Genomic DNA, 15,168 nt, shown 5'->3' with positions numbered 1-15,168 from the left:
CTGTGATAGTTAAAGACTGAGGGAATTTCTTTTTGGGAAAGTTGAACGAAAGGTTTTTACTTTTCAAAGGGGAATTCCTTTTTAGTTTTATTTATATATTATTATTTAATAGAAAGGAAGAAAACATATGAAAAAGGTTGCAGTAATATTTAATGGTGGTACTATATCAATGAAGTTTGATAATAAAGTAAAAGCAGCAGTTCCAGCTTTATCAGGTGAAGAAATAATGTCAAAAGTAACAGGCATAGAAAAATTTGCAGATATTGAATCGTTTAATTTTTCAGAATTCCCTGGACCACATATGACACCATCAAAAATGCTTGAATTATCTAATTTCATAAAAAAGATTTTGGAGAGAGAGGATATAGCTGGAGCAGTAGTTACTCATGGAACAGATTCACTTGAAGAAACAGCATATTTCCTTGATTTAACTATAAAAAGTGAGAAACCTGTAGTTGTAACAGGCTCTATGAGAAATAGTTCTGAACTTGGATATGATGGACCTGCTAACCTTTCAGCATCAATATGCACAGCAATTTCTGAAGGTGCTAGGCATAAGGGAGTTTTAGTTTGTTTTAGTGATGAACTTAATAGCGCTTCAGAGGCTACAAAAGTACATTCTATGCATCTTAATGCTTTTGAGAGCCCGGACTTTGGACCTCTTGGTATAATTGATACCAATAAGCCTATATTCTATAGAGATAGAGTTTATAATGATTACATAGAAACAGACAAAGTTGAAGAAAAAGTGGCACTAATAAAGGCAGCAGCTGGAATGAATTCTGATTTCATAGATTTTGCTGTTCAAAGTGGTTATAAAGGAATTGTAATTGAAGGAATGGGAAGGGGAAATTTACCGCCTCTTATGGTAGATGGAGTTAAAAGAGCTATAGAAAAATCCATACCTGTTGTTCTTGTTTCAAGATGCTATAAAGGAAGAGTTTTAGACTCATATGGTTATCATGGAGGAGGAAAAGAGCTCAGAAATTTAGGCGTGATTTTTGGAGATAATCTTCCAGGTCAAAAAGCAAGAATTAAACTTATATTAGCTCTTGGAAAAACAAAAGATGTCAATGAAATACGAAAAATATTTGAGGAAGATTTTTATAGAATATATAAATAAATTTTAAGTGTGTAACAATAAATATCTCCATGAATAAATTATATTATTATAGTGTTATTTATGGGGGTATTGTAATGATTAAGGTAAATAACAGATTGAATAATATACAAGAATATCACTTTAAAAAAATAGGTGATATGAAAAGAAAACTTATTAAGGATGGAAAGAAAATAATAGATCTTGGTATTGGTGATCCTGATATCAAAATTAATCCTAAAATAACTGAAGCATTAATTAATGCCTTAAGTATTAAGAAATTTAATAGGTATCCGCCTTACAGTGGTATAGACGAATTAAAGTTAAAGATAATAAAATATTATAAAGATATTTTTAATGTGAATTTAAAGCTAGATGAAGTTATTATTACAATAGGTTCAAAGGAAGGAATAAGTAGTATTATACCTTCAATTTGTAATATAGGTGATTATGTATTAGTTCCAAATCCATCATATCAAGTTTATACAGCAGCTGCTTATTTATGGGGGGCTCTCCCTTATGAAATTCCGCTAACGGAAAAGAATAATTATTTGCCGGATTTTAGTATTATACCAAATCATATAGTACAAAAAAGTAAATTGTTTTTTATTAATTACCCTAATAATCCGACTGGTGCCACAGCTAATAGTGATTTTTTTAAAGAAATAGTAGGATTTTGTAGAAAAAAAAATATAGTCCTGATTAATGACTCTGCATATATTGAAATTATTAATAGTAGGAAGAAACCTATAAGTGTACTTCAAAACAATGGAAATGAAAACATTATAGAACTTGGGAGCTTTTCTAAAACATATAGTATGACAGGATTTAGGATTGGTTATGCTGTAGGAGATAGAAACGTAATAGCAGCACTTTCAAAAGTTAAAAGCAACATTGATTCAGGACAATTTATGCCAGTACAATATGCAGCTTCAGCAGCACTTGATATAGATAGAGAAGAAATTAAAAGAGTTATAGATATATACTTGGAAAGAAAGCTTAAAGCTCAAAGTATACTTAGAGCAAAGGGAATAAAATATTTTAATGGTGAAGGAACCTTTTATATTTGGTGCAGTGTTCCAAAAGGATACAATACAGATGAATTTTGTGATAAACTTTTAAGCAAATATGGAGTTATTGTAACACCTGGATATTGTTTTGGAGATCTTGGATATGGCTTTTTTAGACTTGCACTTACTACTAATACTTTAAATATTGAAACGGCATTGAGTAATTTTGAAGATTTTAAGTAAAATCGTAACTTTTAAAGGAAAAAGTACTATAAAACAATAAAAAATGTGGTATAATGGAGTTTGTTATAAAAAGGAACTGATTTTACTATAGATTTTGTGTATAATTGTTAATGTAGAGGTTTTGCTTTAGTTATGGAAGGATGAGTGACAATGTTAAAAAGTATGACGGGATTTGGCAGAGCTTTCAGTGATGATGGAAACTTAGGATTTAATGTTGAAATTAAAAGCGTAAATCATAGATATTTGGATTTAAATATAAAATTACCTAGAAATCTTATGTCGCTTGAAGAAAAAGTAAGAAAAGAAGTGGCAAGTAGAATAAAAAGAGGTAAGATAGACATATTTATAAATCAAAATGTTCATGATAGCAATAATGTTAATGTTAATTTAGATAAGAGTCTTGCTGATAGTTATTTTAAATGTTTGAAAACAATAAAGGATGAATTTAAAATAGTAGATGATATATCTGTCTCGTTAATAGCAAAGTTTCCTGATGTGATTACTGTAGAAGAAAAGGATCAAGATCTTGATGAGGTTTGGAATATACTTTCAAGGCCACTTGATGAAGCACTTGATACAATGGTTTCTATGCGAGAAAAGGAGGGTGCTGAGCTTAAACGTGATATACAGAATAAATGCTGCAATATAGAGAAAATGCTAACTTATGTTGAAGAAAGAGCACCGTATACTGTAGAAGATTATAAAGCTAAACTTGAACAAAGAATAAAGGATTTACTTGTAGACAAAGAAGTTGATGAAGCTAGGATTGCCATGGAAGTAGCAATTTTTGCCGATAAATCCTGCATAGATGAAGAAATAGTAAGACTTAAAAGCCATATAGTACAATTTAAAAGCACACTTGGTAAAAATGAGCCAGTTGGAAGAAAATTGGACTTCATAGTTCAAGAAATGAACAGAGAAGCTAATACTATAAATTCAAAATCAAGTGATATGGAAATAGTACACTCTGTTCTTGATATAAAAAATGAAATAGAAAAAATAAGAGAACAAATTCAAAACATAGAATAATCTTAGGAGGATGAAAATTATGGATATAAAATTAATAAACATAGGATTTGGGAATATAGTTTCAGCAAACAGGTTGGTTGCAATAGTCAGTCCAGAGTCTGCTCCAATAAAGAGAATAATACAGGAAGCTAGAGATAGGGGAATGCTAATTGATGCTACTTATGGTAGAAGAACAAGAGCTGTTATAATAACAGATAGTGATCATGTAATATTATCAGCTGTTCAGCCTGAAACTGTAGCTCATAGATTATCAACAAAAGATGGTGGTACAAACATAGTAGACGAGGTAGAAGAGTAATGTCGAAGAAGGGATTATTAATTGTTATTTCAGGGCCTTCCGGTGCCGGTAAGGGAACTATATGTAAGGCTCTTATGAAAAAACAAGAATTCTGGCTATCGGTTTCAGCAACGACTAGAGCTCCTAGGAATGGTGAAGTTGATGGTAAAAGTTATTACTTTTTGACAGTGGAAGAATTTAAGAGTAAAATATCTGAAGGCGGATTCCTAGAATATGCAGAGGTTTATGGTAATTACTATGGAACGCCTAAAAAAAGCGTATGCGATAAATTAGATAAAGGTGAAGATGTGATACTTGAAATAGATATTCAGGGAGCATTAAAAGTAAAGCAAAATTATCCTGAGGGAGTATTCATATTTATACTTCCACCTTCAATGGAGGAACTAAAAAAGCGCATAATAGGCAGGAAAAGTGAAACTGAAGAGTCACTTATGACCAGATTTAAATCTGCGTATAAAGAAATAAATTATGTATCAAAATATAATTATGCAGTTGTAAATGATACTGTAGATAAAGCCACAGAAAAAATTTGTAGTATCATTAAAGCTGAAAAATGTAGAGTTGATAGAATAAAAGATAATATAATTGATTCTAAGGAGGGAAAAATTCATGAACGATTCTATGATTAATCCATCTGTTGTTGATTTAAAGAAAAAAACAGGAGACAGATATTCTCTTGTAGTTGTAACTTCTAAAAGAGCAAGGCAAATAATTGCTGGTGATAAACCACTTATTGATATTGATAGCCACAAATCTCTTACTATAGCTATAAATGAACTAGATCAAGATAAGATAAATTTTAATTTAGTGAATGAAGGAATAAAGTAAGATGAAATCTAAAAATGTAGTTATTGGTGTAACTGGAGGTATAGCTGCATACAAAGCACTTGATGTGGTGAGCCATCTTAAAAAAGCTGGTTTTGAAGTAGATGTAATAATGACAAATTCAGCTTGTAAATTTGTAGCACCTTTAAGTTTTCAAAGCTTAAGTGGCAATAAAGTTATAACTGATATGTTTGAAGAACCAAAGTCATTTGAAATTCAGCATATATCATTAGCTAAGAAAGCTGATATATTTGTTGTAGTTCCTGCTACAGCAAATATAATTGGCAAAGTTGCTAATGGAATAGCGGATGATATGCTTTCTACAACTATAATGGCGGCATATGGAAGATGCCCGATTGCTTTTGCACCTGCAATGAATACTAATATGTACAAGAATCCTATTGTGCAAAATAATATTAAAAAACTACGTGAATATGGTTACCGATTTATAGATCCAGAAAGCGGTAGACTTGCTTGCGGTGATGTTGGAGAAGGAAAGCTTGCAGATGTAGATTTAATTTCTAAAACAATTGAAAGTATGTTGTATGAAAAGAAGGATTTAGCTGGGAAGAAAGTCATGGTAACAGCAGGTCCAACAATAGCACCAATTGATCCTGTAAGATATATAACCAATCATTCTACAGGTAAAATGGGTTACGCTATAGCTGAAGAGGCAAGAGATAGAGGAGCTGAAGTAACGCTTATAAGTGGAAAAACTAACATAGAACCTCCTTTTGGAGTTAAATTTGTAAAAGTAGCTACTAATGCTGAAATGCTTAAAGAAGTAATGGATAACTTCCCTAAAAGTGATATAGTTATAAAAGCAGCAGCAGTATCAGATTATAAGGTCAAAAATTACAGTGAAATTAAAATAAAAAAGAATGATGATTCTTTAAATATAGAATTTGTTAAGGATAATGATATATTAAGAAAGCTTGGACAAATTAAAAAAAATCAAATTTTAGTTGGCTTTGCAGCAGAAAGCAATGATTTGATTGAAAATGCACGAAAAAAGCTTTCTAAAAAGAATTTGGATTACATAGTAGCTAATAATATTTTAGCAAAGGATACTGGATTTGCCAGCAGTGAGAACAAAGTTGTGATACTGGACAGAGATGGCGGGAAACTTGAACTTGAGAAAATGTCTAAAAGGAAAGTTGCAGAGAATTTATTCGATTTATTAAGTAAAAAGCGCAGTTAGCGCTTTTTCTTGTTAAGGGTGATATAATGTATAATTTTGCAGGTATAATAATAAACAGTGAAGTAGCCTCTCTCGATAAAGTATTTACTTATGAAATTCCAGAGGAAATGAAGGAAAGTATAAAAGTTGGTCAGCTTGTAAAAGTACCTTTTGGTAAATCAAATAAAAAATCATATGGTTTTGTGTTTAAATTGTATACTGAGATTAAGTATGGTATTAAGACAAAGAAGATAGCGTCCATAGAGAATGAAAATGTTCTGATAACTGAAAAAAATATGAGACTTATAAATGAAATGAAAAGAAAGTATTTATGCACGTATATTGAATGTATAAGACTCTTAATACCAACTGGAATTATGAAAGGTATGAAACATAAAACAACTGATGTTGTATATATAAATGGAAATTTGATTCCAAAGTTAAAAAAAGATCCTTATGAAACTATATATGAAGTAGTTTTAAAAAATAATGGAGTATATAATAGAAGCCAACTTAGTAAAAACTTTGAATTATCAATTTCATCTATTAATACAATGATAAAGCATGGAATATTAAAGGTATCTCAAAAAGTTCTTTTAAGGTGTGATGATAAAACTTATAATTCATATGATGAAAGAGAGCTAAATAAGTACCAAAAAGAAGCAGTTCATGAAATACTTTATTCTGGCAAAAGAAAGTTTTTGCTTCACGGAGTTACGGGAAGCGGTAAAACAGAAGTATACATGTATCTTGTAAAAAAAATGCTTGAAAATGATAAACAATCAATTATTTTAGTACCGGAAATATCACTTACACCTCAGATGATTGAAAGATTTAAAGGAAGGTTTGGTTTAAATGTTGCTGTTTTTCACAGCAGATTATCAGAGGGAGAAAGATATGATGAATGGATTAGAGTTAAAAATGGTGAGGTTAAGGTAGCAGTGGGAGCAAGATCTGCGCTTTTTTTACCATTTAAAAATTTAGGACTTATAGTAATAGATGAAGAACATGAGGGAAGCTATAAATCTGAAAGTGATCCTAAATATAATGCCGTAGAAGTTGGAGAAATGAAAAGCATTATTGAGGATTGTATTCTGGTTTTAGGTTCGGCTACTCCTTCAATTGATACATATTATAAAACCTTGAAAAAAGATTATGAGCTTCTTACTATGAAAGAAAGAGCAGATGGAGCATTGATGCCTGAAGTTGAGATTGTAGATATGAGGGAAGAACTCAGAGAAAACAATAAATCAATATTTAGCAGAAAATTGTATTCATCTATTGCAGAAACTCTTGAAAAAGGGGATCAGATAATACTTTTTTTAAATAGGCGTGGATATTCAACCTTTGTATCATGTAGAAAATGCGGCTATGTTTTTAAATGTAAGAATTGTGATGTTTCAATGACATATCATAATGATAAAGGATATTTAATATGTCACTATTGTGGAAATACCGAGAAAATTCCAAGAGTGTGTCCTAAATGCGGCAGCAAATATGTAAAATATTTTGGTGCAGGTACAGAAAAAATAGAAAGAGAAATAAAAAGATTTTTTCCAAAAGCTAGAACTATCAGAATGGATAGAGACACCACAACAAAAAAGGATTCCTATGAAAGAATATATAATGGCTTCAAGAATAAAGAATTTGATGTTTTAATAGGAACTCAAATGATAGCAAAAGGTTTAGATTTTAAGGACGTTACTTTGGTTGGAGTAGTAGCTGCTGATTTAACTTTGAATCTTCCTGATTACAGGGCAGCAGAAAGAACTTTTCAGCTTATATGCCAGGTTAGTGGAAGAGCTGGACGTGGAAATAAAAAGGGCAAAGTTATAGTCCAAACATACTCTCCCGATAATTATGCCATTAAGTGTGCGTGCAAGAATGATTATGAAAACTTTTTTAAAGAAGAGATTAAACTTAGACATGATATGGACTATCCGCCATTTAATAAATTGTTTCTGTTAAACTTTAGTTCTAAAAATGAAAAATTGTTAATAAAAAATATACAAATAGTTGGCAAGTTTTTAAACAATGAAGTTAAAGAATATAGTAATATTTATGTATTAGGTCCATGTCCATCACCTATTTCTAAAATAAATGAATCTTATAGGTGGCAGATTGTTTTAAAAGGTAACATAACCTATGAATTGGCATGTTTTATAAAAAAATCTATTTATGAATTGTTAAAAAAAGTTTATAATGATATAAGGATATCAATGGATATTAACCCACTGAGTTTACTATAAATATTTTGGAGGTAATAATTTAATGGCTATACGTAATATAAGAAAATATGGTGATGACTTACTTAGAAAGAAAAGTAGAAAAGTAGATAAGATAGATAAAAAATTATTAACACTTATAGATGATATGTTTGAAACAATGTATAAAGCTGATGGTGTTGGACTTGCAGCTCCTCAAGTTGGAATCCTTAAAAGACTTGTTGTAATTGATGTTGGAGAAGGACCTGTAGTACTTATAAATCCTGAAATATTAGAAACAAAAGGAAAAGCCGTTGATGTTGAAGGCTGTTTAAGTATTCCTGATGAGCAGGGAAAAGTTGAAAGACCTACATATGTTAAGGTTAAAACTTTAAATAAAAATGGCGAAGAAGTTATAATAGAAGCAGAAGATTTATTTGCAAGAGCAATATGTCATGAAACTGATCATCTTGAAGGAATTTTGTTTGTTGATAAATTAGTTGAAAGCGAGGAATGATAATTTGAAAATTGTTTTTATGGGAACACCAGAATTTGCAGTACCATCACTTGAAGGATTAATAAAAAATTATGATGTAAAAGCTGTTTTAACACAGCCAGATAAGCCTAAGGGACGAGGTAAGAAGCTTGCAATGTCTGAAGTCAAAGAAGTGGCACTTAAAAACAATATTCCAGTGTTCCAGCCAGTTAAACTTAAAAATGATAGAGAAGTTATAGAAAAAATAAAAGAAATCAAACCAGATTTCATAGTAGTAGTGGCTTTTGGACAGCTTTTGTCAAAGGAAGTTTTGGATATACCTAAGTATGCATGCATAAATCTTCACGCATCACTTTTGCCAAAATATAGAGGAGCAGCACCTATAAATTGGGCAATAATGAAGGGTGAAACTAAAAGTGGCAATACTACAATGATTATGGCTGAAGGCTTAGACACAGGTGATATGCTTCTTAGTGATGAAGTTGATATAAAAGATGATATGACAGCAGGCGAGCTTCACGATATTTTAAAGGATAGAGGAGCAGAGCTTTTATTAAAAACTATAGATGGTTTTTCAAAGGGGGTAATAAAACCTAGAAAACAGGGAGATACTGATACTTGTTATGCTTCTATGCTTTCTAAAAAACTAGGAAAAATAAATTGGAATGATGGAACTAAGAAAATATATAATCTTATAAGAGGATTAAATCCTTGGCCTCTTACTTACTGTGAGTATGAGGATAAAGTAATGAAAATTCATGAGGCTAAGATTATTAGTAGCAAGAGAGAAGGTCAACCTGGACTTATTGTTAATGTAGATGAAAGAGGAATAGAAGTTAATACCTCTGACGGTAAAATTTTAATTACAAAAATTCAGTTTCCAGGTAAAAAATCTATGAATGTTGGGGAATATATAAAGGGGAACTCTATAGAAAAAGGAGTTATCTTAAAATAGGAACTTAAGGAGGTTTTTTTATGATGCCGTTGTATTTTGATCCTACTTTTATAATACTCATACCGGCACTTATAATTTCTTTTGCAGCGCAGGCTAAAATAAGTTCTACATTTAATAGATATTCTGAGGTTAGAAGTGTTAACGGATATACAGGTGCTGATGTTGCTAGAATGCTTTTAAATTCAAACGGTCTTGCAGATGTTCCTGTAGAATTAATTAGCGGTAAACTTACGGATCATTATGATCCTAGAAGCAGAGTTATGAGACTATCTGAAGAAGTTTATTATGGAACTTCTGTTGCATCAATAGGTGTTGCAGCTCATGAAACAGGTCATGCCTTTCAACATCAAGAGCATTATGCACCTCTTGAAATTAGAAATGCTGTAGTTCCTGCTGTAAATATAAGCTCAAATGCTTCGTGGGTTTTATTTTTCATTGGAATTGTATTCAGCATACCTGTTTTAGCTAAAGTAGGAGTAGCACTTTTTACAGCAGTTGTTTTATTTAGTCTTATAACATTACCAGTTGAATTTAATGCTTCCTCAAGGGCTCTTAAAGTACTTGAAAATAGAGCTATACTTTATCATGATGAGGTTAAAGGAGCCAGGGCTGTTTTAAGCGCAGCAGCAATGACATATGTAGCTGCTGCACTTATGGCAGTGTCACAATTAATAAGGCTCATAATAATAAGTAGAGATAGAAATTAGATAGGGGAATGATAAATGAAAAATACGAGAAAAGTTGCCCTTGATGTTTTAAATAAAGTGTTGTTCCATGATGGATATTCAAATATAGTACTTGGTAAAAATTTAAAGGATAAAAATATAGATGTTAAGGATAAGGCACTTATAACAGAAATAGTTTATGGAACTATAAAATATAAATACAGCATTGATATTATAATCAAAAAGTTTATAAAAACAAATATAAAAAAGATAAATATAAGTGTGCTAAATATTTTGAGAATGTCAATATATCAAATCAGATATCTTGATAAGATTCCAGATTTCGCTGCCGTAAACGAAGGAGTAAATCTTGCAAAAAAATATGCTTCATTAAAATCATCTAAGTTTGTAAATGCCGTACTTAGAAATTATCTAAGAAATTCTAATTTGGATTTTTACAATAAAAATAATAATGTAGAAAAGCTGTGTTTTGAATATTCTTTTGAACCATGGATGGTAAGATTTTTCTTAAGACAGTATAAAGATAGAACTGAAGAAATTTTAAAAGGTCTTAATGAAAATCCAGCTGTTACGGTTAGAGTAAATACGCTTAAAACATCTTATGAAGAATTGTGGAATGGATTAGAAAAACTTGATTATAATATTGAAGAAGGATATATATGCAAGAAGGCAATTAGGATAATAAAAGGTCACAGTATAGAAAATAATCCTCTTTTTACTGGAGGATATTTTACTGTTCAAGATGAAAGTGCAATGCTAGTATCAGAATGCCTTGAAATAGAAGATTCTCTTACAGTTTTTGATTTATGTAGTGCTCCAGGAGGAAAGACTACTCACATAGGTGAATTGCTTAAAAATACTGGAAAAATATATGCTTTTGATTTACATGAAAGCAAGATAAGTCTTATAAATCAAAATGCTGAAAGGCTTGGAATTAAAAATATAAAAGCGGCGGTTTCAGATGCTAGCATAAAAAATGATAAGCTTGTGAATAAGGCTGATAGAATACTACTGGATGTACCATGTTCAGGATTAGGTATTATAAGAAAAAAGCCGGAAATAAAATGGAATAAAAACATGGAAGATTTAAAAAAGCTTTCTGGAATTCAAAAAGATATATTATTAAATGCTTCAAAGTATTTAAAAGAGAATGGAATACTAGTTTATTCTACTTGTACTTTAAATAAGGATGAAAATGAGAAAAATATACGTGAATTTTTAAAAGAAAACTCAAATTTTAAAGTTGAGCCTATAAACTTAGGAGAGTTTTCAAATTTGATGTATTCTCCTTATGGAGTAACAATACTCCCCAATGAATATATGGATGGATTTTTCATGTGTAAAATTAAAAAATTAGGCAGGTGATGCTTTAGTGAAAAATATTTTAGATTATGATGAGGCTGAACTTAAAGAGTGGATGAAAGATAATGGTGAAAAACCTTTTAGAGCAAAACAATTTAATGACTGGCTTTACAATAATACTTTCAATTTTGAAGAAATGAAGAATCTGCCCCAAAATACAAAAAATAAACTTAAAGAAAATTTCTATATAGGCATACCTCATGTTGTAAAAAGATTAGATTCTCATAAAGGAGATACTACTAAGTTCTTGTTTAGATATGAGGATGGTAATATAATAGAGTGTGTTGTTATGAAATATGATTATGGTAATTCCATATGTGTTTCCACACAGGTAGGATGCAGAATGGGATGCGGTTTTTGTGCTTCAACGCTTGGTGGAAAAGTTAGAGATTTAACTTCTGGAGAGATTTTGGGTGAAGTACTAAAAGCACAAAAGGAACTTGGAGAAAGAATATCTAATATAGTTCTTATGGGAAGTGGTGAGCCTTTAGATAACTATGATAATGTGATAAAGTTTATAAGAATGGTTAATTCTGAAAGGGGTCTTAATATAGGGCAGCGGCATATAACTTTATCTACATGCGGAATAGTCCCTAAAATATATGATTTAATAGATGAAAAATTTCAAATAACACTTGCTATATCTCTTCATGCATCGGATGATGAAACAAGAAAAAAAATAATGCCTGTAGCAAATAAATATACTATTTCTGAGATTCTTGATGCTTGCAGAGAGTATTCTAGAATTACAGGTAGAAGAGTTACTTTCGAGTATTCACTTGTTAAAGGAGTAAATGACGATAAAGAAAATGCTGAAAAATTAGGTGAACTTCTTAAAGGAATGTTATGTCATGTCAATTTAATTCCTGTTAATACGGTTAAAGAAACTTCTTACGAAAAACCAGATGACTTTAAAGTAAAGAAATTTTGTGACACACTTTTAAAATATAAAATAGAAAGTACAATAAGAAAAGAAATGGGAGCAGATATAAATGCGGCTTGTGGACAGCTTAGAAGAAATTATATTGAGGAAAGTGAAGGGAAAAAATATGAAAATGGTAGGAATGCTATCTGATGTCGGCACAGTTAGAAAACTTAATGAAGATTATGTTGGATGTTATGAAAAGGACATAAGATTTTATGTTGTTGCAGATGGTATGGGTGGACATAACGCTGGTGAAGTTGCGAGTAAAATTGCTGTCGATTCTGTTATAAAATACATAAAAGAGGCGAAGGATATAAAATCTGAAAATCTTGGCGGAATACTTTCAAAAGCTGTAGAATATGCTAATGAAAATATATATAAGGAATCAATGAAATCACAAAAATTAACTGGTATGGGAACCACGATTACTGCTTGCCTAATTAAGGGCAGTAATGCAGTTGTGGCTAATGTTGGAGATAGCTGTTGCTATTTTATAAAAAACAATGATATTATTAAAATAACAAAAGATCATTCTCTGGTACAGCAGCTTATTGATAGTGGAACAATTACTGAAGAGGAAGCACTTTCTCATCCAAATAAAAATATAATTACGAGGGCACTCGGCACATCAGAAAGTGTCAAGGTAGATATTTTTGAATTACAATTTGATGATGTTTCTAAGGGAATACTTGCTACAGATGGACTTACTAATGTGGTTAGTGCTGATGAGATTTATAATGTAGTACTAAATAATGAAAAAGAAATAGCTTGCCATAAGTTAATTGAGCTTAGTAAACAAAAAGGCAGCCGTGATAATATATCGGTTATTGTGTTTGAAGGAGAGTGGAGAGATGATAGGAACTGTACTGAGTAACAGATACAAAATAGAAGAGGAAGTAGGTGTAGGAGGAACTGCTGTTGTATATAAAGCTATGGATACTCTTTTAAATCGTTATGTAGCTGTTAAAGTTCTTAAACATGAGTTTTCAGAAGATGAGGATTTTGTATATAAATTTAAAAGAGAGGCATCAGCAGCTGCAAGGATTGCTAATGCCAACATTGTAAATATATATGATGTAGGAACTGATGGCAATACTAATTATATTGTAATGGAGTATGTAGCTGGAAAAACTCTTAAAAAAGTAATAAAGGAAAGCGGAAAAATAGAGTTTGATAAGCTTATTGATTTTTCGACTCAAATAGCTAGAGCGTTAAGTTTTGCACATAGAAATGGAATTGTTCATAGAGATATTAAGCCTCATAATATAATGGTTACAGATGATGGAACAGTTAAGGTTACTGATTTTGGCATAGCAAAAGCAGCAAATGAAGCTACAATAACTACAACTAATAAGGTAGTTGGCTCTGCACATTATTTATCACCAGAACAGGCACAGGGAATTCCTGTAGATTGCAGAAGTGATATATATTCTTTTGGAATAGTACTATATGAAATGGCAACTGGGAAGGTTCCTTATGATGCAGATACTCCAGTTTCAATAGCTTTAAAGCATATACAGGATACAGCTGTACCACCTAAGGAATTGAATAAGGATATTCCTGAAGTACTAAACAAATTAATTTTAAGATGTATTGAAAAGAAACCTGAAGATAGATATCAAAATGCAGAAGAAATATTAGGTGAACTTGGCAACATAAAAAATAACTATGTTGAAGATGATGAAGACTTTACAAGAGTAATGGATCCTTCAATGATTCAAAATCAGGGACTTACTGCAGATAATGATGACAATGACAAAACTTTCTATAGTGGAGAACCTTATAAAGATGAATCATATGGTGAAGATGAACAGGAAGAAGAAAAGGAAAAGGATAAGGATAAAGATAAGGGTAAGTTTAAAAATATACTAAGTGGCAAGAAGAAAAAGATTTTACTTGCATCTATAATTTTAGTTATATTAATAGCAGGATCAGCTATGGCTTTTGCCTTTGGTTCAGGCTTTTTTGGTAACAGTCCAATTACAGCATCAAATGTTAAAGTACCTAAAATAATTGGCTTAGCTCAAAGTGATGCAAAGAAAAAGGTTGAAGATGCCAACTTGAAATTCCAAGTAGTTGATAGAGTAAAAAGCAGTAAACCTAAGGGAACAGTTATAGCATGTTATCCTAATGAAGATACAGAAGTAAGTGCTAACTCTGTTGTAAGAGTTGATATAAGTGCAGGAGAAACAGAACAGACAGTTCCTTCATTTAAAGGGCTTACTGAAAGTGTAGCAAAAGATCAGATAAAACAATATGGATGTAATGTTGGTAGCGTTACATGGGAGTACAGCAGTGATGTAGCTTCAGGACTTGTAGTATCTCAGAATCCTGATGAAGGCTCAAAGTTTACTAAAGGAATGACTATAAATCTTGTTATAAGTAAAGGACCTGAAAACAAAACCGCACCTAATGTTATAGGTCAGAGTGAAGATGGTGCAAAATCAACTTTACAAAATGCAGGCTTTTCTGTAGAAGTTAGGTCTCAAAGCGTTGGAAATCAAAACCAAAATGGTGTTGTTATCAATCAGTATTCAAAAGGTGGTTCTTCTGTAGTTATAGTTGTTGGGACATATACTCAAGTATCAAATACACCACAGCAACAGCAACAGCCACAGCAGCAACAGCAACAAACTACATCAAGTCAAGGTAAAAGTGGAAATCAAGGTGAAAACCAAGGTGGAAGCGGAACAAGTGGAAATCAAGGTGGTAGTGGAGCAGGAACTGGTAGTGGAGCAGGAACTGGTAGTGGAACAGGAACTGGTAGTGGAGCAGGAGCTGGTAGTGGAACGGGAACTGGTAATGGAACAGCTGGAAATACAACAAATGGAAATACAACAAATGGAACACATTAAA

15 protein-coding genes are annotated in these 15,168 nt (G+C 31.4%); all 15 read left to right on the top strand.

Annotated elements, in window-relative coordinates; genetic code table 11:
* The first annotated feature begins 127 nt into the window (after positions 1-127).
* The gene (locus BEE63_RS00775; protein ID WP_066019566.1) at positions 128-1,123 is read left to right on the top strand and encodes an asparaginase; all 996 of its coding nucleotides are present in this window, start codon (positions 128-130) and stop codon (positions 1,121-1,123) included.
* A gap of 74 nt (positions 1,124-1,197) precedes the next feature.
* On the top strand, positions 1,198-2,352 hold the full coding sequence (locus tag BEE63_RS00770) for an aminotransferase class I/II-fold pyridoxal phosphate-dependent enzyme (protein WP_066019565.1): 1,155 nt from the start codon (positions 1,198-1,200) through the stop codon (positions 2,350-2,352).
* Positions 2,353-2,502: 150 nt separating this feature from the next.
* Complete coding sequence (locus tag BEE63_RS00765; RefSeq protein WP_066019564.1) at positions 2,503-3,381, top strand: YicC/YloC family endoribonuclease; 879 nt, start codon at positions 2,503-2,505, stop codon at positions 3,379-3,381.
* A 19-nt stretch (positions 3,382-3,400) separates the two neighbouring features.
* Positions 3,401-3,679 (top strand): extracellular matrix/biofilm regulator RemA, encoded by a 279-nt coding sequence (gene remA, locus BEE63_RS00760; protein WP_066019563.1) that lies wholly within the window; start codon positions 3,401-3,403, stop codon positions 3,677-3,679.
* Positions 3,679-4,308 carry a guanylate kinase gene (gmk, locus tag BEE63_RS00755; protein WP_066019562.1) on the top strand — a complete coding sequence of 210 codons (630 nt, stop codon included), beginning with the start codon at positions 3,679-3,681 and terminating at the stop codon, positions 4,306-4,308. Before remA ends, gmk begins: the two co-directional genes overlap by 1 nt.
* On the top strand, positions 4,289-4,507 hold the full coding sequence (rpoZ, locus tag BEE63_RS00750; protein WP_066019561.1) for a DNA-directed RNA polymerase subunit omega: 219 nt from the start codon (positions 4,289-4,291) through the stop codon (positions 4,505-4,507). Before gmk ends, rpoZ begins: the two co-directional genes overlap by 20 nt.
* A 1-nt stretch (position 4,508) precedes the next feature.
* A complete protein-coding gene (coaBC, locus tag BEE63_RS00745) occupies positions 4,509-5,705 on the top strand; it encodes a bifunctional phosphopantothenoylcysteine decarboxylase/phosphopantothenate--cysteine ligase CoaBC (RefSeq protein WP_066019560.1) in 1,197 nt (398 codons plus the stop codon).
* A 26-nt stretch (positions 5,706-5,731) separates the two neighbouring features.
* Positions 5,732-7,933 (top strand): primosomal protein N', encoded by a 2,202-nt coding sequence (gene priA, locus BEE63_RS00740; RefSeq protein WP_066019559.1) that lies wholly within the window; start codon positions 5,732-5,734, stop codon positions 7,931-7,933.
* A gap of 22 nt (positions 7,934-7,955) precedes the next feature.
* The gene (def, locus tag BEE63_RS00735; RefSeq protein ID WP_066019558.1) at positions 7,956-8,405 is read left to right on the top strand and encodes a peptide deformylase; all 450 of its coding nucleotides are present in this window, start codon (positions 7,956-7,958) and stop codon (positions 8,403-8,405) included.
* 4 nt (positions 8,406-8,409) lie between these two features.
* Complete coding sequence (gene fmt, locus BEE63_RS00730; protein WP_278286397.1) at positions 8,410-9,339, top strand: methionyl-tRNA formyltransferase; 930 nt, start codon at positions 8,410-8,412, stop codon at positions 9,337-9,339.
* A 23-nt stretch (positions 9,340-9,362) separates the two neighbouring features.
* A complete protein-coding gene (locus BEE63_RS00725) occupies positions 9,363-10,046 on the top strand; it encodes a zinc metallopeptidase (RefSeq protein WP_066023107.1) in 684 nt (227 codons plus the stop codon).
* Positions 10,047-10,061: 15 nt separating this feature from the next.
* The gene (gene rsmB / locus BEE63_RS00720; protein ID WP_066019557.1) at positions 10,062-11,390 is read left to right on the top strand and encodes a 16S rRNA (cytosine(967)-C(5))-methyltransferase RsmB; all 1,329 of its coding nucleotides are present in this window, start codon (positions 10,062-10,064) and stop codon (positions 11,388-11,390) included.
* A 7-nt stretch (positions 11,391-11,397) separates the two neighbouring features.
* Positions 11,398-12,462: a 23S rRNA (adenine(2503)-C(2))-methyltransferase RlmN gene (gene rlmN, locus BEE63_RS00715; protein WP_066019556.1), complete on the top strand. Its 1,065-nt coding sequence runs from the start codon at positions 11,398-11,400 to the stop codon at positions 12,460-12,462.
* On the top strand, positions 12,443-13,186 hold the full coding sequence (locus tag BEE63_RS00710; RefSeq protein ID WP_066023106.1) for a Stp1/IreP family PP2C-type Ser/Thr phosphatase: 744 nt from the start codon (positions 12,443-12,445) through the stop codon (positions 13,184-13,186). The genes rlmN and BEE63_RS00710 overlap by 20 nt, the downstream gene beginning before the upstream one ends.
* Positions 13,164-15,167, top strand: coding sequence for a Stk1 family PASTA domain-containing Ser/Thr kinase (gene pknB, locus BEE63_RS00705; protein ID WP_066019555.1), 2,004 nt, complete (start codon positions 13,164-13,166; stop codon positions 15,165-15,167). The genes BEE63_RS00710 and pknB overlap by 23 nt, the downstream gene beginning before the upstream one ends.
* The last annotated feature ends 1 nt before the right edge of the window (position 15,168 follow it).

The organism is Clostridium pasteurianum, from assembly GCF_001705235.1.
Classification (GTDB): Bacteria; Bacillota; Clostridia; order Clostridiales; family Clostridiaceae; genus Clostridium_S; species Clostridium_S pasteurianum_A.
Note: the sequence above shows the minus strand (reverse complement) of the source record. Positions and strands in the feature narration are given on the sequence as shown.